The following is a 20,965-nucleotide window of genomic DNA, read 5'->3' as shown; positions in this document are numbered from 1 at the left end:
CGCCTCAGCGTATTCACCGCCGAGGAGAAGCCGCTGCTGCAGGCGCTGCCGGCGGTCCCGTTCGAGATCAGCACCTGGTCCTACAAACGGAAGGTCAACGCCAACGCCCATGTGGTCTGGGCGCGGAACTTCTACTCCGTCCCCTTCAGCCATATCGGCGCGCTGGTGGACCTTCGTGTCACCGAAACGATGCTGGAGGTCTATCGGCGCGACGAACGGTTGGCCAGCCATTTGCTATTACCGGCAACGACGAGCAACCAGTATCGGACGAACCAGGCCGACCTGCCCGAGGGGCGCAGCTTCCAGGCCTGGGACCGGGCCCGGATCGAGGAGTGGGCGGCGCGGATCGGGCCGGCGACCGTGACGGTGACGGCCAAGATCTTCGAGACGGTGTTCATCGACGAGGCCGGCTTCGACGCGGCGCTGGCGGTGCTGCGGCTGTCGCGCAAGTTCCCTCCGGCGCGGCTCGAGGCCGCCTGCGCGTTGGCGCTGCGCGGACCAGTCCGCTCTCCCCGCTACGCGCACCTGAGACCGATCCTCGACACCGGGCAGGACAAGACCGGACAGGCCCCCGAGCCGGAATCGGATGATGGCGGCTATGTCCGTGGCAGCGCCTACTACGCCGGAGGGAACCGGTGAGCGCGCTGGATGGGGAGACCAAACGCAAGCTGCGCGAGATGAACGCCGGCGAGCTGCTGCAGGCCATCGACACCCAGGACGAGGTCCTCAGCATCGGCCTGGCATTCGAGGACCGGGTCCGGCTGGCCGTCGACGACGCCTACTCCGCCTTCACCCATTCCAAGGTTGATGGCCTGATCCGGCGGGCGGGACTGCGGTATCCGAACGCGGATCTGCGGCGCATCGACCTGCTCGACGAGCGCGGCCTCAACCGGCAACTGTTGGCCCAGCTCGGGACCTGCTCGTTCGTCGCCCGGCAGCAGAACGTCGTCTTCCAAGGGTTCACCGGGTCGGGGAAGTCGTATCTGGGCTGCGCGATCGCCAAACGGGCCTGCGAGCACCGGATCCGCGCCCACTACGTCCGGATGCCCGACCTCGAGGAGGCCTGGGTCGCCGCCCAGGACGCCACCGGCGGCGCTGGGAAGTTCCTCCGGAAGTATGCCGCGTTCACGCTGCTGGTCATCGACGAGTGGCTGCTCGACCGGCCGACGGAGTCGATGCGGACGATGCTGCTGGAGTTGATGGAGCGTCGTTACGGCGAGACGTCGACGGTGTTCTGCACTCAGTATCAGCAGAAGGACTGGCACCAGCGCCTCGGCGCTGGCGTCCACGCTGACGCGATCATGGACCGCATCATCCACAACACCACCTGGGTCGACACCGGCACCTACAACATGAGAGAACAAGCCGCCCTCGCGACCGCGTAATCCGTGACGAGGAGCACCGGTGGTGCTGAGCCACACCACCACTGGGGCTCTTCCGCACGAACGGTGGGGCTCAACCGCGCGATCGGGTGGGGCTCAGAGGGTCGAATACTCACTTGCCCGCGCCGGCCCCCTTGCCCGGCGACGATGACAAGGGCGCTTACCGGGGAACTATTCACATCAAAATTTGACGATTTCACGATCTCGGCGCCGCACTTTCACAACTGCTACTGTCTGCAGAATGCTGCAACCGTTCTCGAGCTTGGCGAGTCGGCTCAGGAGGGACACGTGACCCTCGACGAGATCCGGCAGGCCATTGACACCGATCCCTCGAACGCTGCCTGGGCGAAACGAGGCGTGGGGGCCCTGTTCGTCGCGGACCCTGCCGCTCGGATTGTGATCATCGGTCAGGCGCCCGGACAGAAGGCGGAAGCCTCCGGAATCCCCTGGGACGACGCGAGCGGCGCGAAGCTGATGCTGTGGCTGGGTGTGACGGAGGATCAATTCCGAGATCCCGCGCTGTTCGCGATCCTCCCGATGGACTTCTACTACCCGGGCAAAGGAACCAGCGGCGACTTGCCGCCACGAAAAGACTTTGCACCGCGGTGGCATCCGCTCATCGTCGGCCAGCTGTCTGGGATTCGTTTGACATTGCTCATCGGCAAGTACGCGCAGGACCAGTATCTCGTCGGCCGTGGCAAGCGCAACCTCACCGAGACTGTCCGAGCGTTCCGAGAGTACCTGCCCGATGTGTTTCCCGTGGTGCACCCGTCACCGCTCAACTTCCGGTGGCAAGCGCGCAATCCCTGGTTCGAGACTGACCTAGTGCCCGCGCTGAGGACCTCCGTCGCTGACGCGATCGAGTAAGCGCCCAGCGTGTCATCGACAGAGTGCCCGCTGTTCGGGGTCTGCATCGGGAGTATCAACGTCAGGCTTGGTGCCAGATTCCGACTATCTGCCGGGTGTATCGGTGGCGAGTCAGCTCGGTGACGAGGAAACCGCTGATGCTGAGGTAGCGGGTCAGGTCGACTTGGGTTCATCAAGACGTGCCGACGGACTCCGTGCTGCGCCAGCCATCTCCACGATCGACTCCGCAGCAGGGTCGGTCCGAACGCGCGAACCGCAACCGTGCCATCATGGACGCGACCGGGTCAGTAACCGTCGCGTCAAACGTGGGACTAATGCCCTCTCGGCACTTCTCCTGCGGTAGCGGCGTGAGGCTTGCGGCGTGAGGAGAGGCATGGATGCCCAGCAGGGTGCCCTTCGCGGGCGCGTGGCGGTCGTCACGGGTTCCACTCGCGGCCTTGGTTTCGCTGTGGCCCGGTTGTTGGGCCAACAGGGTGCAACCGTTGTGCTGGCATCCCGTTCGGAAGCCCACGTCGCAGCCGCCGTCGAACGGCTTCGACTGGAGGGCATTTCGGTCTCCGGGTGTCGCTGCGACACCGGGGAAATGGCCGACGTCGAGACTCTTCGTGACGAGGCCCTCCGGCAAGGGACGCTCGACATCTGGGTCAATAACGCTGGAATCTCTGGCGTTTACGGGCCCACGGCATCCACGCCGATCGACGACTTCGAGCGCGTGGTGCGAACGAATATCCTCGGAACGTTTCATGGGTCACGGGTCGCACTGCCGGTGTTCCTCTCCCAAGGCCACGGCGACCTCGTCAACCTTTACGGCCAAGGCGACCAAGGCCCGGTCGCGATGCAGAACGCATACGCGTCAAGTAAGCGTTGGGTCCGCCAGTTCACGGAGACTTTACGACTCGAAGCCAAAGGAACCGGAGTCCGCGTTCACGGTATGAACCCCGGCTTGGTGACGACAGCCCTTCTCAGCCACATCACGTCACAGCCAGGATACGAAGGGCGTCTAACTGCACTCCAGGCGGTCGTTGGGCTGTGGGGGCAGGCCCCGGAGGCCGCCGCGCGTCCTCTCCTGAACCTTGTCACGTCGGACGCTGCCGAGTTTCGCAGCCTGACGAAGTTGGCCCTGGTGACCCGCGGTGTTCATAGCGTACTGACCGGACGACTACGCCGCCGCAATCGCATGCCCCTGGACGTCCGCGTCCTGGATGCGAACGGCCAAGAACGAACGATCGGGCCCGATGCAATCACGCGATGAGTCTGCGGTCAACCGCATCGCATCCTGACGGAAGGGTAGACGGTCCTGGCGTAAACATGGCTGCTCGGCCCCGCATTGGGGGAAGCGGCTGCTCGTCGCATGCGGGTAGCGTCAGGCCTCGGGGGTACGGGTGCCAATGTCTGACGATGTGGGTGGGCGCGTTGACTTTGCGGGCATTCAGGCGCTGTCCTCGCGCGGAGCTGGCTATTCGGTGGCGGCGAAATGCCTGCAGGTCCAGGCTGACGCTGAGGCTCTCGATCCTTCCCTGCGGTCCTCCGACGGAGTGACGCTTCACGCGGATGCCCGGTCCTGGTACGTGGGCGCTCTCGGCGAGATCGAGGTCGGCTTGCTTCTTGCTGCGCTAGGTCCGAAGTGGTTTGTGCGGCATGCGGTGCCGATCGGTGCCGGCACCAAGGATGTGGATCACCTCGTCATCGGGTCCGGGGGAGTGTTCGCGATCAACACGAAACACCACGCCGGCGCATCCATTTGGGTGGGCGACTTCGTGCTTCGAGTCAACAACGTCAACACCCGGCATTTGAAGCAGGCGCAGAGTGACGCGATGGATGTGGGCCGACGGTTGACGACAAAAGTCGGGTTCCCCGTGCCGGTCATCTCCGTCCTGGCGATTCTCGGTGCGAGGTCGATCAACGACAACCGCGCCCCCGCCGCGGGCGCGGTCTCTGTCGTGGATGCGAAGAACCTTGTCTCCTGGCTCGTGGCCCGGCCTCAGCAATTGAGCGACAGCGAATTGGCCTTGATCGAGTTCGCAGCCGAAGAGCCGGAAACCTGGCATGTGGACCCGCGAGCGGCCGACACCCTGCGGGTAATGCCACGATTCGAGCGACTCGTTCTTCAGGTCGGGACGCTCAACGTTGCCGCTCAGGTCCCCTCCCAAGCCACGACCGCGGCGACTCGAACAACCACTCGACCCACGACCGGTGCTCCCAACCGCGCTCTGAATCGCACTCCCGCCCGCAGTCGCGCGACTCCGTCCCGCTCCCCGGCACGACGTAAGCGTCGAGAGCGTGTGACCCTGGGTGACCTCGTCAAGCTGTGGCTCGCCTGCGGACTCATCATCGCAGCGATGTCAGTGATCGAAGGCGTCGCGAACCAGCCGTGCACGTCCCCGGCTGGTTGCGTTCTGCCGTCGCTGCTCGTGGCGTTCGCGCCGCTCCTGAATCTTGGAGTGGTGGCCGCGCTCGGTGCGGCTCTGGTCGGCACGGTTCTCTGGGTAATCCGCCGGCTCACGCAATAGATGAACGCGATGAGTGCCACCCGGCCACAGCGGCTGGATTGATGTAACGCTGCGCCTACCCGGAGCGTCTATTGAGTCTGGAGTCCAACGGAATGCATAACCGCTCGCCCAAGGACGACGTCCTCGTCGGCGGGTTGGACGACTGGGCATACGCGGCGTGGGTTTATGGCAGCACGCGGTTGAGCGGTCTGGAGGATCCTGGTCTGAGACGCACGCTGACGGTGCCGCTTCTGGCGAAAGCCCAAGCGCGGATGCTGGCCGAAGGCGTCACAGATGCTGCTCTGCCCGCTGCCGAGCTACCCGATGATCTCCGTCCCCATCTCCCCTTCAACGACGCACAAATCCGCGACGCGCTGCCCGATTCGGACGGCTTCGGATGGCGCGATCTGCGACTGGGTGGCTCTCTTCAATGACGCCCCGGACAAATGCAGCTGACCTACGCGGCTTCGGTCGAGAATGCTCTCGACGCAGCGAACGAGGTGACGCATGACCAGTCCGGAACGTGGTGAATGGCCGGCGAGCGACCGTGGGTACCGGCGCTCCGAAGTGTCGGCGCTCGTGGGGCATGGTGACGCCATCTGGGAGCGCGCGACCAGGGACATCCTCCGGTGGCGGGTGAAAACAGCGAGCGGGTTTGCGGTCGACTCGACCGGGCCGGTGTCACAGGGGGACCATGTCATCGTCACCGCACGTGTGCTCACTGTGACCGTTGTCGAGCCCGTGGAGGTCGTTGAGGTCGTCAAGGAGTCCGACCGGGTCGGCTTTGCATACCGAACCCTGCCTGGGCACCCGGTCAGTGGTGAAGAGGCGTTCATCGTGCACCGACGTGGCGACGAGGTGCGTCTCACCGTGCGCTCGCTCACGCGACCTGCGCCACAGCAGCCTTGGCGAGCCCTCTACCCACTATTGCTCATCGCCCAACGGATCGCGCGTAGACGCTACCTGCGGTCACTTCGCTGAGCCACTGGCGCGGGCTGGTTCTGAGCATGAGCCGGGTTTCCTCTCTGGCCGGAGTCGTCCTTTGAGGCGCTTCACTGCGCTCGGAACGTCCTGCACGTCGCAGAATCCGCGTATACAAAATTAAAATGATAGTTTTGATTTAAATACCTAAATGTTTGGAGTCAACATGCTCTCTGCCCAGTCTCTGCCCCTGATCGAAGCGACGTTGCCCCTCGTAGGCGAGCGCATGCCCGAAATCGCCAGGAATTTCTACGGCCGCATGCTCACCGCCCACCCCGAGCTCTTCGACGGCCTGTTCAGCCGCTCGAATCAGAAGAACGGCTCTCAGCAGCAGGCACTCGCCGGCAGCATCGCAGTGTTCGCGACGCACCTGGTTCAGAATCCCGAGACCACTCCCGAGGCCATGCTCTCCCGCATCGCGCACAAGCACGTCTCCCTCGACATCCGGCCCGAGCAGTACGACATTGTCTACAAATACCTCTTCGAAGCCATCGCCGACGAGCTCAGCGACGTCATCACAACGGAGATCGCCGGTGCCTGGACCGAGGTCTACTGGCTGATGGCCCACGCCCTGATCAAGATGGAGAGCGGACTTTACTCCGGCCTCGCAAGCGACAAGCCCCTCGCGCCCTGGGTCGTCGTGAAGAAGGAAACGGCCGGTACCGACGCCGTCACGTTCACCCTCGAACCGGCCGATGACACCCCGGTCTCGCCCGCATTGCCCGGCCAGTACGTGAGCGTCACCGTGCGGATGCCCGACGGCATCCATCAGGTGCGGCAATACTCCTTGTCAGCCGGCACGGCCACGACCCGCGTCTTCACCACCAAGCTGGATGCGAACGGCGAGGTCTCCCCAGCCCTGCACCGCGACGTGCAGGTCGGCGACACGCTGATCCTCTCTGTGCCCTGCGGGGACATCACCCTGGACCGCGGCGACGGCCCGCTCGTCCTGGCCTCGGCTGGTATCGGCTGCACGCCAAGCGCGTCCATCCTGCGCTCGCTGGTGGACGGTGCCTCGAAGCGCGAAGTGCTCGTCCTGCACGCCGAAAGCAACCTGGAACGCTGGGCGCTGCGCGACCAGATGAGCGAGGACATCGCCCTGCTCGAGGCCGCCGAGCTGGAGCTGTGGCTGGAAATCCCGAGCGCCGGTCACCACGAGGGTTTCATGTCTCTCGAGAATGTGACCATTCCCGACAACGCCTCGGTCTACCTGTGCGGGCCGCTCCCGTTTATGCGCAGCCTGCGCTCGCAGGCGCTGGCTGCAGGGGTCCCTGCCAATCGCATCCACTACGAGATCTTCGGACCCGACCTCTGGCTCGCGGGCGTCTGAGCGCTACCGGGCAAAACCGATGCGAGGATGATCGCATGACCAAGGACTTCGTATCGCGTCGACCAGACGTTGTAGCGGTCGAGCTTGTCGGCGGATCTGAGAAGCGCGAGCTGGAACTCGTTGCCTATGACGACAGCTGGCCCGTTATCTTCCTTGCCCACCAGAATCGTCTGCGGAAGGCGCTCGGAAAGACGGAAGTCGAGGTTGAACACATCGGATCGACCTCGGTACCCGGGCTGGCGGCCAAGCCGATTATCGACATCCTGGTCACGGTCGGCGATATCACGGTGGAGGAGGACTATCTCGGACCTCTCTTATCCGTGGGATACGAGTTGCGCGTTCGTGAGCCCGGCCATCGCCTGGTGCGAACCTCGGCACGCGATGTGCACATCCACATCCTGCAAAGAGGCGATCCGGCTATCGACAGGTACCTCCTCTTCCGCAACCGTCTTCGTGCGGATGCTGACGACCGGTCCCTATATGAAGCGACCAAGAGCGCGTTGTTGGGTGGGGGTTTCGACGACATGAATGCATACGCCGAAGCCAAGACCGACGTCATCGCGGCGATCATTGCGCGTGCACTTGCCTCCGGAACCTAGCCTCACCAGAATGTCGCAGGGAAGCTGCCGTCCTGTGGATCCGACGGCCCGTTGTCATACGGGACCGCAGGGAGGGACTTCTAGCGTGCGCGCATGCTGTTGTTGCGGGGGTCGTGGGTGAGTTCGGCGAGTCCGAGCGCTTCGAGCAACGGCGGAAGATACATGCCGAATCGCCCGCGGTATCCGTTCCGGAGCCCGTACCAGCCGCCGAGCGGGTTGGACTCGGACCGGCCCCACGCCTCGACACTCCCCTCAGCCGGGACTTTCTTCTCGTCCGCGGCACCCAGCGGTACCCAATCACCATGCTCCGTGAGCCAGGTGTGCAGGTCCTCAACGGCTCGGGCGTCGTAGCTGAGCTTTGTTGATCCGACCTGGCAGACCAGGCTCGGTGGTGTGCTCGACTCGTCGCGGTACATCGTGTACTGGCTCGTACCCGGCGGGGTGGACAGAATCCACGGTTCGTCTTTGCTTCCAGTGGTCATGAGCTACGTATATCACGCACCCCGCAGCTTGGGAATGCCGGGGGTCAGGTCGTGGACGCCGTGTAGATCCGCTCGATGGAGGTGGCCAGCACTGCGTTGAAGGCTGCGTCCGATTGCTGGACGGTAAGGCCCTCGAGCAGCGCCCGGCTGAAACTGGCGCTCAAACCGTGGTTCTCGGCCAGCAATCGGCAGGCCTCACTTTGGCTGTAGCCACCGGAGAGTGCTACCACCCGCAATACCAGCGGATGCTCGATCAGGTCGGTGTAGAAGTCGGGTACCGTCGGGATCGACAGCTTGACGATCACAGGCTGGTCGGTGGGGAGCCGGTCGAGGGCCGCCAACACGTCGGCTTTGAGCAGGTTTTCGGCTTCGGCCTTGTCAGGGGCATGTATGTCGACTTCGGGTTCCAAGATCGGCACCAGGCCATGGGAAAGAACCTGCGCGGCGACGGCAAACTGTTGGTCGACGATCGCCTGGATTCCGGCGGGGTTGGCTGACTTGATCACGGAACGCATCTTCGTGCCGAACATCGTGCGTTCAACGGCACGGGTGAGGAGGGGTTCCAGCTTGGTGAGGGGCCTCATCAATTGGACGCCGTCCTCCTCAGCGGCCAGGCCCTGATCGACCTTGACGATTGGCACGATACCTCGGGCGGTGAGGTACTCACCCGTCAACTGGCCGTTAACGGTGCGGTCCATGGTCTGCTCGAAGAGGATCGTCGCGAGGATGCGGTCGGAGGTGAAGCTTGCGGCCGTCATTACACGGGCACGCATCTGATGCATCAGGTCGAACATCTGCTCATCGCTGCCGTACGAGGCCGGGTCGATGCCATAGAGCTTCAGAGCGCCACTCGTGCTGCCGCCGCTTTGGTCAAGTGCTGCGACGAAGCCGACTCCGGTGTTCATCCTTGCTGCTTGTTCGGTATTCAAAGTCCCTCCAAAAGGTCGTGGACTCGAGTCCAGTTTAGCGAGCGGTGATCGTCGCCCGAGCGGTTCACCGCGCCGATTTCCGGCTGTCGGCCCAGGCTTCGTGCCGGCACCGGGTGATTCTCGAAGCTGAGCCAGCGTCATCGGATGGACTGACTCGATTGGTGCCCGGGGACGTTACCTGCGTGGTGCCTTGGGCTATGCCACCGGCGCCCGCACCAGCTTCGCCAAGACGGCCGGTCTGGTGCAGAACTCACGAACCCGGCCGCACCCACTTCCGTCGCACCGGAACCCCAAGTGGCGGCTGCGGCTCCCCGAATGCCCGGCGTCGCAGCGTCAGGAACTCGCGCACGGAATTGTCGGCAGACGGCCTTTAGCTGCCGTTGTACTCGTCATCGGTGATGTGCTCAAGCCAGGTGGTGGTTTTGGCCGGGTCGTCGCCCGACTGAACCATGGCGATGTGCTCCATGAAGACGCCGGGGGCTGCCGCGTGCCAGTGCTGTTCGCCTGGCGGGGTGTAGAGCGTCTGGCCGGGGTGGACCTCGATGATCGAGCCGTCTCGCGCTCCGAAACGGGCGACGCCCTGCGTGACGCGGACGTACTGGCCCAGTTCGTGGGAGTGCCAGGCGGTGCGGGCTCCTGGAGCGAACCGCACCGTCACGACGACCATGCGCTGGTCGGCCTCGTGGGGCAGTGCGATCGGGTCGAGCCAGACTTCACCGGCGAACTGGGCGGCCGGGTTGAGCGTGGTCGGTACTGCAGGTTCGATGATCATGATGTTCCTTACTCGTTCTTGGAGAAATACTGCTTGGCGACGCCCATTGCGGCCATGCCCCGGGGCCAGCCGGCGTAGAGCGTGACGTGCGTGATGGCTTCGATGAGTTCGATCTGGGTTACGCCGTTCTTGACGGCGTGATCGAGGTGGAAGGTCAACTGGTCGGTGTTCCCGCCGGCCGTGAGTACGGCCACGGTGATCAGGCTGCGGTCGCGGGCGGAGAGTTCGGGGCGGTTCCAGACGTCGGCGAAGAGGACGTCGTCGGTGAGTTCGGCGAGTTTCGGAGCGAAGTCGCCGAACAGGTTCCGGCCTCCTCCGACCTGCGTGCGTTGGCTGGTCATGGTGTTCCTTTCAGGGGTGGTCGATGGTGCGGGGAGCGGCAGGAGTGTGTCGTTCAGAAGGCGATCATGACCTTGAGGGCTTCGCGGTCGTCCATGGCACGGTACGCCTCGGGGACGGCGTCGAGGGTGACGGTACGGTCGAAGACCCTTCCGGGGTTGACGGTGCCGTCGAGGATCGCCGGCATCAGCCGTTCGATGTAGGCCCGCACAGGAGCCGGGCCGCCGGTCAGGGTGATGTTGGCGCCGAAGAGGCTGCCGAACCCGATCGGTGCGTCCTCATACTGGGGAACGCCGACGCGGCTGATGACTCCGCCGGGCCGGACGATGCGGTAGGCCTGTTCGTAGGCGGGCAAATGCCCGACCGCTTCGAGCACCTTCCGGACGCCGTGACCGCCGGTGAGTTCGCGGACCTTGTTGATGCCTTCGTCGCCGCGTTCTGCGACGACGTCGGTTGCGCCGAATTCCCGCCCGAGGTCGGTGCGCGCCTGGTGGCGCCCCATCAGGATGATGCGCTCGGCGCCGAGCTGCTTGGCTGAGAGGACCGCCATCAGGCCGACCGCTCCGTCACCGATGACCGCGACAGTGTCTCCGGCGGTGACACCAGCGCGGCTGGCTGCGTGCCACCCGGTGCCGTAGACGTCGGACAGGGTCAGCAGCGAGGTGAGCAGCGGGGACTTCTCGTCGATGCCGGGGACTTTCACGAGGGTCCCATCGGCGAAGGGGACCCGGATGCCTTCGGCCTGGGCGCCGCCTATGCCGGGCATGTCCCAGAATCCGCCGTGGATGCAGGAGGTGTAGAGGCCTTCGCGGCAGAATTCGCACGTTCCGTCGGAGAAGGCGAACGGAGAGATGACAAGGTCGCCGGGCGCGAGGGTGCGGACGTCGGATCCGACTTCCTCGACGACGCCGATGAATTCGTGCCCCATGGACACCCCACCCGGGGTGCTCGGCATGCTGTGGAACGGGTGCAGGTCGGAACCGCACACGCAGGCCCGAACGATTCGGACGACGGCGTCGGTGGTGTCGTGCACGACGGGGTCGGGGGCGTCGACGAGACGAACGTCGCCAGCACCGAACATGTATATCGCTTTCATTGCTATCTCCAGATGTGTTGCTGTCGATTGGTCGAATGGTTGAGAAATTGTGGGAAATGGTTGCTAGAGGCGGACGGGGAAAGCGGTGCGACGTCCGTAGACGGTGAGCAGGAGCGCGGTGAGGCCGAACACGATCATCACGACGGTGAGGACGAGGCCGTCGAAGACTGTCAGTAGGGCGGCGCCGAGAATGCCGGCGGTGAAGATGGCGAGGTTGAACGCCACCGGCAGGAACGAGTTGGCGATATCCGAGTCGTTGCCTCCCGTTGTGGTGAGAGCGGCTTGGACCTGGGCGGATACCCCGCCGAACGCGATTCCCCACAGAACGGTCGCGACGACGATCGCCGCGGTCGAGGTGTGCCCGATGAGGAGGACAACACCGGCCATGATGAACAGCGCCGCGCTGCCGTGCAGCAGCGGTCTCGGATAGCGGTCCAGCAGCGCCCCGGTGATGACGATGCCGCCGATCGAGGCGACTCCGAAGATGAAAAGCTGAACGTCGACGGTGAGGCTGCTGCTGGTCGCCCTGAGGTACGGGGAGAGATAGGTGTAGATCGTGTTGTGCGCCAACATCCAGGTGAAGATGACGGACAGAATGATGGCGATGCCGGGGATTCGGAACACCCGGACCAAGGGCAGTCGTGAGCTTCCCGGCTGTCCGTGGGCGTCGGGGGCGATCGCGGCGATGAGCGCACCGGCGATGATGGCCACTGCGGTGAGGCCGCCAAATGCCCACCTCCAGTCGAATGTCGTTCCAAGCCAGGATCCGAGGGGTGTACCGAGGGCGAATCCGACCGGTGCCCCGCCGGAGACGATCGCCAGGGACAGCCCTGCGCGGGACGGCGGGCTGATCTTTCGACCGTAGGCCGCGAGCATCCCCCAGATGATTCCTGAGAATGCCCCCGCAACGAACCGTGACAGCAGGGACAGAGCCACGTCGCTGGAGAGTGCGGTGACGCTGTTCGCGAGGATGAGACCGAGGATCGTTCCGAGGAGCAGGGGCTTTCGGCGCATTCCCCGGGTCAGGGTGATGGCCGGGATCGTGATGATGACCGTGCCGAGGGCGTATGCGCTCACAAATAGCCCGACGGTGCCTTCGCTGGTCCCCATGCCGGCGGCGATGACCGGAAGCAGGCCGGCCGGCATGGTCTCCATCGCCACGAGAACGAAGCCGATGACCGCCAAGGCAACCAGGGTTGCCAGAGGCAAACGCTTCATCGTCTCGACGGCGGCCGGTGGTGGCACCGTGATGGTCGTGTTCAAGATTCTCCTCACCGCCGACTGTTGCATGCGTTACTGCCCACGGGTGCGCAACGGTCCACACCGTGCCCGCCGTGAACAGCCGGTTGTTGCATATGCCTCAGTCAACGCGCTGTGCACCCCGGGAGGGAGTCTCTGTCGAGGGGTGTACCAGCAGGGCACCCCGCGCCCAGTGCCGGAGACGTAGTCTCGTCGACATGGACAATCACTCCGAGGTACGCGAATTCCTCATGTCCCGCCGCGCGAAAATTGCTCCGGAACAGGTGGGCCTTCCCGCCGGAGCAAACCGGCGGGTGGCGGGGCTCCGTCGCACCGAGGTGGCAACGCTCGCCGGCGTCAGTGTCGAGTACTACGCCAAGCTCGAACGTGGCGCGATCGGAGGGGCGTCCTCCTCCGTTCTCGACGCCCTTGCCCGCGCACTCAACCTCGACGACACGGAACGGACCCACCTCTTCGACCTCGCCCGCGCAGCAGACGGCGTCCCATTGTCCGGACGTCCGCGCAGGCGCGCCACAAAGAACGCCGTGAGCAGGCCCAGTCTTCACTGGGTACTCAGCACGATCACCGACGGCGTGGCATTCGTGCGCGACCAGCACCAGGATCTTCTCGCCACAAACGAACTCGGACGTGCCTTCTACTCGCCACTGATCGGCGACGGTGGGCGCACACCGAACCTGGCCCGGTTCCAATTCCTCGACCCCGCATCACGCGACTTCTATCCGGACTGGGATCTCTTCGCCGGAATGTGCGTCGCAATCATGCGTGCCGAAGCAGGGCGCGACCCCAACGACAAAGGCCTCCAGAACCTCGTCGGCGAGCTGTCCACCCGCAGCGACACATTCCGCCAGCTCTGGGGGGCCCACGACGTCCGCACCCACGGCTCCGGCACAAAACGCTTCAATCACCCCGTCGTCGGCGAGCTCACTCTTGCCTATGAAGAGCTCATCATCACCGCCGACCCAGGATTCGTTCTTATGATCTACACCGCGGAACCCGGCTCACCCAGCGCAGAGCGTCTGCGACTCCTGGCCAGCTGGGCAGCCCCGCGAATCGAAGCGGCCGAACCCCGGTAAGGGCTTCGCTTCAGTGAGGCGATGTTGCCTGCTGTTCATTCACCGATCAGGTGCCGACGAACGAAGGGACTACTGGGCGGGACGCCTCGACCCGTAGAAGCCGGACTTGATATCGTCGACAAGGCCGGGGTGCGTCGGTGTCCAGCCGAGCAGGTCCTGCGTCCGGGCGCTCGAGGTGGGAACGTCCAGGCCGAAGAACATGCCGATCCAGCCGAAGTGCGCGGCGGCATCTTCCGGGGGAATCGACACCAGTGGGATGCCTCGAGCGTCGCCGATTGCGGCGGCAATCTCGAGCGACGAGATGCCCTCTTCGCCGACGGCGTGCACGCGGGATCCGGCAGGCGCCTTCGCGAGTGCGAGTGCCACCATCCTCGCTGCATCCAGACGATTCACGGCAGGCCAGCGGCTGGAACCGTCACCGACATAGCCGGAGACACCCTTTTCGCCGGCGATCCCTGAGATCACCTGCATGAATCCGTGGTCGCCCTCACCGTGGACTGTCGGGGAGAAACGGAGGGCGACGGAGCGGATTCCGCGGTCGGCATAGGAAAGCGCGAGCGCCTCTGCGCCCCCGCGCGGCGCCTCAGGCCCGCTGAACGGAACCGCGTCGTCCTCGCTTGCGAGCCTGCCAGGCGCGAGCCCCGCAACACCAGACGCGAACAGGAACGGGCGATCCGAGCCGGCGAGGGTGTCCCCGAACATCTCGATGGTGGCTCGCTCGGTCGCGCCGGCACCCGCCATGTCGGAAAAGTCGTGCTTGTATGCCAGATGGATGACGCCATCCGCTGCTGTCGCCGCCTCGCGCATGCTGTCGAGATCGTCGAGATTCCCGCGATGGGGAGTGACGCCGGCGGCCTGCAGTTTCGCGAACGACTCGTCGTTTCGCGCCAGGCCGACGACCTCGTGTCCGGCAGCGATGATTTCCTGGGATACGGCAGAGCCGATCCAGCCGGAAGCGCCGGTGATGAAAATACGCATGAGTGACTTCTCCTTCGAGACGCGCGCCCGGTCGGTTGCCAGGCATCGGCTACTGATGTCAGTTGCTGACGTCAGAGTAGCACGTAATGTCAGCGACCGACATCAACTCGAAAGATCGTAGACTGCCTCTCATGGGACGCTGGCTACCGGATGCGCACGGTCGGCTCGCGCGCGCCGCACTGGAGCTCTACTCGGAGCGCGGCTTCGAGCAGACGACGGCCCTTGAGATCGCGGAACGAGCGGGTGTTACCGAGCGCACGTTCTTCCGTTACTTCGCCGACAAACGGGAGGTGCTCTTCCAGGGATCCCAGGAACTCCAGCGCATCATCCTCGCGACCATTGCCGAGACGCCCGAAGATGTGCGACCGGTCGACGTGGTCATTGCGGCCATGAACAAGGTCGGCGGACTGGTCTTCGACCGTGCACACTCCATTCGGCGGGCCGCGATCATCTCGGCCAATCCCGCACTCCAGGAGCGCGAACTGCTGAAATTTTCGACCCTGAGCGCATCCGTCGCGGGGGCGCTGCGCGAGCGCGGGGTTGCGGAGCCGTCGGCGACCCTTGCCGCCGAGACGGGTGTGACCGTGTTCAAGATCGGCTTCGAGAGATGGATCACGGGTACGCCTTCCGAGGACTGGGCTGAGTGCATCCGTGACACCGTCTGCCAGCTTCGTGAGGTCACACCCAGCATCATCGTTGGCTAGACCTGAACGCGGAGTAGCTTGAGAGCATGACCGAACAACAGCCCTATGCGGTCGTGGGCAATAACGATGGTTTCGAGTTGCGTCGCTACCCGGAGCATCTCGTCGCCGAGGTCATCACGACAGGGCCATTCGAAGATGCCGGCAATCGTGCATTCCGATACCTGTTCGCCTATATCAGCGGCGAGAATTCCGTTCGTCAGAAGGTCGCGATGACCGCGCCTGTCGTGCAGGCCGAGGCGTCGACGAAGATCGCGATGACCGCTCCTGTCGTTCAGGAGGCCGTCGGCGGAAAGCCAGGTGATCCTGGCGAGAAGGGGGCGTTCCGCGTTGCCTTCGTGCTCCCCACGGGCCTCACGCTCGAGACGGCTCCACAACCGACCAGCCCGCAGGTGCGGCTGAGGAGCATTCCGGGGAGTCTCACCGCTGCGGTGAGGTATCGCGGCCGGTGGGACGAGGCCGGGTATGCGCGCCATCTGGAGTTGCTCCGGGGTGCGATAGCCGCCTCTGGATTCACGGCGTGGGGAGAGCCCCGTTTCGCCCGTTTCGATCCACCGTTCATGCCCTCGTTCCTGCGTCGTAACGAGGTCCTGCTCGATATCGTGCCCACCGAGGCAGGGACTCGGCCGTAACCTCGTCAGCCAGGTCGAGGGCGCCCTGGCCGACTTGACGCACAGGCGCTGATGGGAATCGAAGAGCCGCAGCCGGAACGCCGGCCCATCCCTGCTAACCCCTGACGGGATCTCTGCCAACCCCTTAGCCGACAACCGCTTCCGGTGCTTTACTGACATGAGTATTTCTCAGAGGAGGCGCATGATGGAAGCTCCAACGTACCTGGGTACCGATATCGCAGGGCTGATGCACGCCGCGCGCGCGGAAGCGCGACGCATTGTGGAAGCCAACAAGGGCGACATGATCAGTGATCACAAAGCCATCCTGGATCGGCTGGAAGCCGCAGAGCTGATCACCGATGACGAGGTGCAGACGCTCCTTGGGCTCTACAAGCTCGGGTTCGAGGCCGGAGAGGGGAAGGCGGACCCCCAACGCGCCTTCTTCGAGTCGCGGGAGATCTACGGCAAGCTGGCGGCTGGCGGCAAGGCCAGCCCCGTCGCGCTGGTGGTGGCGTCGGCCGCCGTCGGGTCGTTCGAGATCTCAGTGAGTCCCGAAGGATCGACGACGGTCTCGATCGCCCGGGTGAGCTACGGCTCGAGCCTCGCGGGGATTGGAGCCGGCATCGGATCACTCCTCGGGGGTCCTGCCGGAGGGGTGCTCGGTGGCGCGATCGGCGGCCTGCTGGGCGGAATAGTGGACGACAAGAAGGGCAAGAAATAATTCGTGCCTCCGGGCGGGCCAGTGCATGATGCATGCACCGGCCCCACCAATGGCTACTCGGTCACGAGTACGGCTTCCCGCTTGTCGGGCTGGGAATCGGGGCGCTCGTCGAGTGCATGGCCTTCCATGTCAAGATTCGGGAGGAGGCGATCGAGCCACTTCGGCAGCCACCACGCGGCCTTGCCGAGCAGGGACATCATTGCGGGCATCAGGATGAGGCGCACGATGAAGGCGTCAGCCATCACTCCGACCACGAGCCCGAAGGCGATGGATGCGGCGATCGGGAAGGTGCTCGTCGCAAAGCCCGCGAAGACGACGGTCATGATGGTTGCCGCAGCCACCAGGACCGGGCCCGAACGGGAGAAGCCTTCGATGATCGCCTGCTTCGGCGACATTCCCGTGTTGTGCATCTCCTGGATCCGGGACACCAGGAAGACCTGGTAATCCATGGCGAGCCCGAAGAGCACGCCGACGAGCAGGATCGGCAGGATGCTCATCATCGGGTCGCCCTGGGGCGCCGGGATCAGGGGATCGAGCCAGCCCCACTGGAAGACGGCGACGCTCGCGCCGAAGGAGGCGCCGACGGAGAGCAGGTAGCCGAGGGTGGCGATGAGCGGGATGAGCAGCGACCGGAACATGACGATCAAGAGCACCAGGGAGATGACGACGATGACAATGAGATACCGGATCAGCGCGTCCTGGAGGGCCTGGTCCTGGTCGATGCCGATCGCGGTCTCTCCGGTCACCTCGAGGTGGATTCCGGGCACAGAGTCGGCGTCGGTGCGGATCTGCTGGACGAGGTCCTTCGTCTGCTGATCGATGGGGCCTTCTGCGGGGATCACGGTCAGGAGTGCGACGTTTCCGTCGGCGCTGATCGGGCCGGGAACGACCATCTGGACACCGGGAAGGCTGGCGAGTGCGTCCTGGACGGATGCGGTCTGGGCGGTGATATCGCCGTCGGCTTCGGCGAGCACGACGAGCGGGCTTTGCACCCCGCCGAATTCGTCGATGATGAGGTTGTACGCGGTCCGCTGCGTCGAGGTCGGGTCGGCGCCGCCGGGGATGCTGAATGCGGTCTTCATACTGAGGATGGGGGCGGCGACAATGACAAGCACGACAACGCCGGCGAGCAGCGACCGGACCGGATGGGCGACGACGAACGTCCCCCAGCGCCGGAGGAACCCCTTCCGAGTGGGGGACTGCGCGTCCGTCGAACCATCGGATGGCGTTCCGAAGGCGTTCGAGCGGCGGGTGCGTTCCTTCTTCGGCAGCACCCGGCGTCCGAGGGTGCGCATCAGGACCGGTAGGAGGGTCAGGGCCATCAGCACCGAAACGAGGATGGCGAAGGCGGCGGCGATGCCCATCTCCGTGATGAAACTGATGTTCGCGACGAGGAGGCCGACCAGGGCGATGATGACGGTGAGGCCGGCGAACACCACAGAGCTTCCGGCGGTTCCCGTTGCCCGGGCGACGGAGTCTTCGACGTTCCTGCCGCTGCGGAGCTCGGCGCGGAACCGGGTCAGGATGAACAGGCTGTAGTCGATCCCGACGGCGAGGCCGAGCATGGGCGCGAGGATGATGGTCGTGTCGCCGATCGGGGTCAGCGCCCCATAGGCGAGAACGCCCACGAGGCCGACGCCGACGCCGAAGACGGCGATCAGGAGGTTGACCCCGGCCGCGAGGAGCGACCCGAAGGTGAGGATCAGGACGAGGAAGGCGACGATCACTCCGACGCCCTCACCGATGCCCGCGGGCGGGGCGCCGAGCGGGACCAGGTTTCCGCCGACCTCGACCCGGAGGCCGTCAGGGGCATCCGCTTGCACGGTGAGGGCTGCCTCGTAGGAGGCTTTCTGCTGGTCGGCGGATAGGTCGCCGAAGCTGAGCGTCGAAACGGCGGTGCTCCCGTCCTGGGAGATGTACGGCTTCTGCGCGTCGAAAGGGTCGCTGACGGACGCGATGTCCGGGATGGTCGCGGCATCGGCCAGGACGCCGGCGATCTGAGCGGTGGCGGCGGCATCCGTGACGGCGGCCCCCGTGTCGGACTGGAAGACGAGCTGCAATGAGGAGGGCGTGCTGGTGCCCAGATCGGGGAATTCCTGGCTCATCCGCTCCAGCGCCTGGGAGGACTGCGTGCTCGGAATCGACGTGGAGGCCGTTCCGGGGGAGCCCTGGCCGCTCGCAACGACCAAGGTGCCGATGAGGCCGACGAAGATCAGCAGCCAGGCGCCGACCACCACCAGTCTGTGCCGGGCGCTGAAGCGCCCGATGAGGGAAAGAAACGTGGCCATGATGCTCCTAGGACTCGCGAAGAGAGGCGTCCGGGCATTCGCGGTCGGCCGGTTGGGCCAGGCGGATGCTGCCGTGCGGCAGGGACATTTCCTATCGTTCCCGCGGGGCGGCTCGGCCACCTCGTCCAGGCGAATCGGCCGGTCTACTGCGTGCGCAGTAGACCGGGTGTGGGAGTGAGCCGGCTACGCGGAGAGCCCGGCGCGGTAGGCGAAGGTGACGAGCTGGGCGCGGTCACGGGCGCCGAGCTTCATCATCGCCCGGTTGGCGTGGGTCTTGACCGTGTATGGCGAGACGAACATGTCGGATGCGATCTGGGCGTTGTCGCGCCCCGTTGCGATGGCGATGACGACGTCTCGTTCGCGGGGTGTGAGCACGGAGAAGCGATCGACCATGGCCGCGTCGACAGCCGGGCGGTGTTCCTCGGCGACGTGGTGGATGAGCGCCGCGGTCGCGGCGGCGGACAAAGCGCCGCCACCGGAGGCGACGTCGACGATCCCGGCCACAAGTTCGGTCGGTCCGATGCCCTTGCTGAGAAAGCCGTTCGCGCCGGCCCGGAGTGCTGCGAAGACGTTCTCGTCGTTTTCGAACGTGGTCAGGATGATGATGCGCAGTTCTTCGGGCGGAAAGTCGAGGCGCAGGCGCCGGGTGGCTTCGACGCCATCGATTCCGGGCATGCGGATGTCCATCAGAACCACGTCGACGGACAGCCCGACGATCTGCTGGAGCGCTTCGAAACCGTCGGCGGCATCCGCCACGACGTCGATGTCCGGCTCCGGGGCGAGGATGGCGCGCAGCCCGACCCGGATCATCTCCTGGTCGTCCACGATCATGACCCGGATCATCGGATCCTGCCTCCGTCGACCCGGAGGGTCGCGGTGACGCGGAAGAGGTCATCACGGTCCTCGACCACGAGTTTGCCGCCGGCCGATGCGGCGCGTTCCCGCATTCCGACGAGACCGTAACCGCGGCGCGGGGCCAGGTCTGCCCCCGTCCGCGTCCGCGCAGGGGAGGCGATCTTCGCGGTGCGCACGGTCTTCGGATTGGAGACCGTGATCGTGAGGACGGCGCCGGACAGGGTCGTACTCAGCGTGACCGGTCCCGAACCGTGGCGCTGGGAATTCGTCAAGGCCTCCTGCACAATCCGGAATGCAGCGGTGCTCACTTCGGGATCGAGCGCGGCGGGTGCCTGGGTGAGGTCGGCCCGGACATCGACCCCGGCGTTCCGGCAGGATTCGATGAGATCGGGTATCCCGGAGAAGTCCGGCGCCGGCCGAAAGCCGACGCCGGAGTCGCGGCCCTCGGTGGTGTCGGAGCGCAGCACGTGCAGAATGCGCTGGGTCTCGAGCAGGACGGATTGGACACTCGTGCGCGCCGAGTGCAGGGATTCGCGGGCGACGGCGGCGTCGCTCGGCAGGTTCACTTCGGCGACGCCCAGGTGAATTCCGAGGACGGCCACCTCGTGCCCGATCACGTCGTGCAGGTCGCGGGCGATCCGGAGGCGTTCCTCGGTGACGCGGCCATTCGCCTCGGTGTCCCGCGCGGCGAGAGCGTCGAGGGTGCGCTGTTCCAGCTCGTTTCGATAGCGGTCGTGGCTGCGCACCGCGCTTCCCGCGGCGGCGGCCATGAAGCCGAACGCGAATGCGGTGAAGGCGGTCGGGCTGCCGAAACCGATTCCGTTGTACATCACGGCGGCGAAATACAGGGTCGGTCCCACGAGCAGGCCGACCCATACGCCCGGAAGTGCGCGCAGGGTGACGGAGAAGGCGGTGAACACGGCAATGTTCCAGGTGATCAGCGGATCCCAGGCGACCGTGGCCGCGAGCAGCGGCGTGAGGGTGACGATCACGATGCCGGGCCAGGGATACCGTCGGGAGACGAGGACGCCGAGGAGAGAGACGGTCAGGGGCAGATATCCGAAGAGGCTCGTGCCGTTGGCCAGGGGGACACTGAATTCGGTCGCCGCGGCAACGAGTGTGACCGCGACCGCGGCCAGGTCGAGTGTTCGCGGATTGCGGTACCAGCGGGGTCGATAGGCGGCGAGTTCTCTGGGGGAGGCCGACATCGTC

The 20,965-nt window shown here is 65.2% G+C and carries 22 protein-coding genes and 1 pseudogene; 13 read left to right on the top strand and 10 right to left on the bottom strand.

The window, feature by feature from the left end:
• From E3O50_RS19070 to E3O50_RS05415, 9 genes and pseudogenes are all read left to right on the top strand, one after another.
• Positions 1–639: pseudogene (locus E3O50_RS19070) on the top strand (IS21 family transposase); the annotation flags it as partial.
• Positions 636–1,385 (top strand): ATP-binding protein, encoded by a 750-nt coding sequence (locus tag E3O50_RS05450; protein ID WP_134449084.1) that lies wholly within the window; start codon positions 636–638, stop codon positions 1,383–1,385. The pseudogene E3O50_RS19070 and the gene E3O50_RS05450, both read left to right, overlap by 4 nt.
• Before the next feature lie 285 nt (positions 1,386–1,670).
• Positions 1,671–2,249 carry a uracil-DNA glycosylase family protein gene (locus E3O50_RS05445; protein ID WP_241975324.1) on the top strand — a complete coding sequence of 193 codons (579 nt, stop codon included), beginning with the start codon at positions 1,671–1,673 and terminating at the stop codon, positions 2,247–2,249.
• A gap of 373 nt (positions 2,250–2,622) precedes the next feature.
• Positions 2,623–3,501, top strand: a complete 879-nt coding sequence (locus E3O50_RS05440) for an SDR family oxidoreductase (protein WP_134558831.1) — start codon at positions 2,623–2,625, stop codon at positions 3,499–3,501.
• A 136-nt stretch (positions 3,502–3,637) separates the two neighbouring features.
• Positions 3,638–4,759, top strand: a complete 1,122-nt coding sequence (locus E3O50_RS05435) for a nuclease-related domain-containing protein (RefSeq protein WP_134558830.1) — start codon at positions 3,638–3,640, stop codon at positions 4,757–4,759.
• 92 nt (positions 4,760–4,851) lie between these two features.
• Positions 4,852–5,172, top strand: a complete 321-nt coding sequence (locus tag E3O50_RS05430) for a hypothetical protein (RefSeq protein ID WP_134558829.1) — start codon at positions 4,852–4,854, stop codon at positions 5,170–5,172.
• Positions 5,173–5,245: 73 nt separating this feature from the next.
• Positions 5,246–5,719, top strand: a complete 474-nt coding sequence (locus E3O50_RS05425) for a DUF1990 family protein (RefSeq protein ID WP_134558828.1) — start codon at positions 5,246–5,248, stop codon at positions 5,717–5,719.
• Between the two features lie 166 nt (positions 5,720–5,885).
• The gene (locus tag E3O50_RS05420; RefSeq protein WP_134445781.1) at positions 5,886–7,049 is read left to right on the top strand and encodes a globin domain-containing protein; all 1,164 of its coding nucleotides are present in this window, start codon (positions 5,886–5,888) and stop codon (positions 7,047–7,049) included.
• A 35-nt stretch (positions 7,050–7,084) separates the two neighbouring features.
• A complete protein-coding gene (locus E3O50_RS05415) occupies positions 7,085–7,648 on the top strand; it encodes a GrpB family protein (protein ID WP_134558827.1) in 564 nt (187 codons plus the stop codon).
• Positions 7,649–7,728: 80 nt separating this feature from the next.
• Here E3O50_RS05415 and E3O50_RS05410 read toward each other — a convergent pair whose 3' ends face one another.
• The 6 genes from E3O50_RS05410 to E3O50_RS05385 all read right to left on the bottom strand — a co-directional run bounded on the left by E3O50_RS05410 (position 7,729) and on the right by E3O50_RS05385 (position 12,529).
• Positions 7,729–8,130, bottom strand: a complete 402-nt coding sequence (locus E3O50_RS05410) for a DUF6855 family protein (protein ID WP_134445779.1) — start codon at positions 8,128–8,130, stop codon at positions 7,729–7,731.
• A 44-nt stretch (positions 8,131–8,174) separates the two neighbouring features.
• Positions 8,175–9,059, bottom strand: a complete 885-nt coding sequence (locus E3O50_RS05405) for a fructose bisphosphate aldolase (protein ID WP_241980936.1) — start codon at positions 9,057–9,059, stop codon at positions 8,175–8,177.
• A gap of 370 nt (positions 9,060–9,429) precedes the next feature.
• A complete protein-coding gene (locus E3O50_RS05400; protein WP_134445778.1) occupies positions 9,430–9,831 on the bottom strand; it encodes a cupin domain-containing protein in 402 nt (133 codons plus the stop codon).
• A gap of 8 nt (positions 9,832–9,839) precedes the next feature.
• Entirely contained in the window at positions 9,840–10,172 is a 333-nt protein-coding gene (locus E3O50_RS05395) for a carboxymuconolactone decarboxylase family protein (protein ID WP_134445777.1), read from the bottom strand.
• A 53-nt stretch (positions 10,173–10,225) separates the two neighbouring features.
• Positions 10,226–11,266: an alcohol dehydrogenase catalytic domain-containing protein gene (locus E3O50_RS05390; protein ID WP_134558825.1), complete on the bottom strand. Its 1,041-nt coding sequence runs from the start codon at positions 11,264–11,266 to the stop codon at positions 10,226–10,228.
• 63 nt (positions 11,267–11,329) lie between these two features.
• Entirely contained in the window at positions 11,330–12,529 is a 1,200-nt protein-coding gene (locus tag E3O50_RS05385) for an MFS transporter (RefSeq protein WP_241975322.1), read from the bottom strand.
• Positions 12,530–12,723: 194 nt separating this feature from the next.
• Between E3O50_RS05385 and E3O50_RS05380 the strand changes: the two genes are divergently transcribed.
• Positions 12,724–13,599 carry a helix-turn-helix transcriptional regulator gene (locus E3O50_RS05380; protein ID WP_134558824.1) on the top strand — a complete coding sequence of 292 codons (876 nt, stop codon included), beginning with the start codon at positions 12,724–12,726 and terminating at the stop codon, positions 13,597–13,599.
• A gap of 69 nt (positions 13,600–13,668) precedes the next feature.
• Here E3O50_RS05380 and E3O50_RS05375 read toward each other — a convergent pair whose 3' ends face one another.
• Entirely contained in the window at positions 13,669–14,577 is a 909-nt protein-coding gene (locus E3O50_RS05375; protein ID WP_134558823.1) for an SDR family oxidoreductase, read from the bottom strand.
• Positions 14,578–14,708: 131 nt separating this feature from the next.
• Here E3O50_RS05375 and E3O50_RS05370 point away from each other — a divergent pair, with 131 nt between their 5' ends.
• From E3O50_RS05370 to E3O50_RS05360, 3 genes are all read left to right on the top strand, one after another.
• Positions 14,709–15,281 carry a TetR family transcriptional regulator gene (locus E3O50_RS05370; RefSeq protein ID WP_134445773.1) on the top strand — a complete coding sequence of 191 codons (573 nt, stop codon included), beginning with the start codon at positions 14,709–14,711 and terminating at the stop codon, positions 15,279–15,281.
• 26 nt (positions 15,282–15,307) lie between these two features.
• Entirely contained in the window at positions 15,308–15,910 is a 603-nt protein-coding gene (locus tag E3O50_RS05365; RefSeq protein WP_134558822.1) for a heme-binding protein, read from the top strand.
• Between the two features lie 181 nt (positions 15,911–16,091).
• On the top strand, positions 16,092–16,610 hold the full coding sequence (locus E3O50_RS05360) for a hypothetical protein (protein WP_134558821.1): 519 nt from the start codon (positions 16,092–16,094) through the stop codon (positions 16,608–16,610).
• A 53-nt stretch (positions 16,611–16,663) separates the two neighbouring features.
• Here E3O50_RS05360 and E3O50_RS05355 read toward each other — a convergent pair whose 3' ends face one another.
• From E3O50_RS05355 to E3O50_RS05345, 3 genes are all read right to left on the bottom strand, one after another.
• Complete coding sequence (locus E3O50_RS05355; protein WP_134558820.1) at positions 16,664–18,898, bottom strand: MMPL family transporter; 2,235 nt, start codon at positions 18,896–18,898, stop codon at positions 16,664–16,666.
• Positions 18,899–19,081: 183 nt separating this feature from the next.
• The gene (locus E3O50_RS05350; protein ID WP_134445770.1) at positions 19,082–19,741 is read right to left on the bottom strand and encodes a response regulator transcription factor; all 660 of its coding nucleotides are present in this window, start codon (positions 19,739–19,741) and stop codon (positions 19,082–19,084) included.
• Positions 19,738–20,961 (bottom strand): histidine kinase, encoded by a 1,224-nt coding sequence (locus tag E3O50_RS05345; protein ID WP_134558833.1) that lies wholly within the window; start codon positions 20,959–20,961, stop codon positions 19,738–19,740. Before E3O50_RS05345 ends, E3O50_RS05350 begins: the two co-directional genes overlap by 4 nt.
• Positions 20,962–20,965: the final 4 nt, after the last annotated feature.

The organism is Cryobacterium sp. MDB1-18-1 (genome assembly GCF_004402735.1).
GTDB lineage: Bacteria > Actinomycetota > Actinomycetes > Actinomycetales > Microbacteriaceae > Cryobacterium > Cryobacterium glucosi.
Note: the sequence above shows the minus strand (reverse complement) of the source record. Positions and strands in the feature narration are given on the sequence as shown.

Coding starts and splice junctions, on each gene's coding strand:
- E3O50_RS05440 (WP_134558831.1), top strand. CDS start 2,623: ATGGATGCCCAGCAGGGTGCCCTTCGCGGGCGCGTGGCGGTCGTCACG.
- E3O50_RS05435 (WP_134558830.1), top strand. CDS start 3,638: ATGTCTGACGATGTGGGTGGGCGCGTTGACTTTGCGGGCATTCAGGCG.
- E3O50_RS05430 (WP_134558829.1), top strand. CDS start 4,852: ATGCATAACCGCTCGCCCAAGGACGACGTCCTCGTCGGCGGGTTGGAC.
- E3O50_RS05425 (WP_134558828.1), top strand. CDS start 5,246: ATGACCAGTCCGGAACGTGGTGAATGGCCGGCGAGCGACCGTGGGTAC.
- E3O50_RS05420 (WP_134445781.1), top strand. CDS start 5,886: ATGCTCTCTGCCCAGTCTCTGCCCCTGATCGAAGCGACGTTGCCCCTC.
- E3O50_RS05415 (WP_134558827.1), top strand. CDS start 7,085: ATGACCAAGGACTTCGTATCGCGTCGACCAGACGTTGTAGCGGTCGAG.
- E3O50_RS05410 (WP_134445779.1), bottom strand. CDS start 8,130: ATGACCACTGGAAGCAAAGACGAACCGTGGATTCTGTCCACCCCGCCG.
- E3O50_RS05400 (WP_134445778.1), bottom strand. CDS start 9,831: ATGATCATCGAACCTGCAGTACCGACCACGCTCAACCCGGCCGCCCAG.
- E3O50_RS05395 (WP_134445777.1), bottom strand. CDS start 10,172: ATGACCAGCCAACGCACGCAGGTCGGAGGAGGCCGGAACCTGTTCGGC.
- E3O50_RS05390 (WP_134558825.1), bottom strand. CDS start 11,266: ATGAAAGCGATATACATGTTCGGTGCTGGCGACGTTCGTCTCGTCGAC.
- E3O50_RS05380 (WP_134558824.1), top strand. CDS start 12,724: ATGGACAATCACTCCGAGGTACGCGAATTCCTCATGTCCCGCCGCGCG.
- E3O50_RS05375 (WP_134558823.1), bottom strand. CDS start 14,577: ATGCGTATTTTCATCACCGGCGCTTCCGGCTGGATCGGCTCTGCCGTA.
- E3O50_RS05370 (WP_134445773.1), top strand. CDS start 14,709: ATGGGACGCTGGCTACCGGATGCGCACGGTCGGCTCGCGCGCGCCGCA.
- E3O50_RS05365 (WP_134558822.1), top strand. CDS start 15,308: ATGACCGAACAACAGCCCTATGCGGTCGTGGGCAATAACGATGGTTTC.
- E3O50_RS05360 (WP_134558821.1), top strand. CDS start 16,092: ATGATGGAAGCTCCAACGTACCTGGGTACCGATATCGCAGGGCTGATG.
- E3O50_RS05355 (WP_134558820.1), bottom strand. CDS start 18,898: ATGGCCACGTTTCTTTCCCTCATCGGGCGCTTCAGCGCCCGGCACAGA.
- E3O50_RS05350 (WP_134445770.1), bottom strand. CDS start 19,741: ATGATCCGGGTCATGATCGTGGACGACCAGGAGATGATCCGGGTCGGG.
- E3O50_RS05345 (WP_134558833.1), bottom strand. CDS start 20,961: ATGTCGGCCTCCCCCAGAGAACTCGCCGCCTATCGACCCCGCTGGTAC.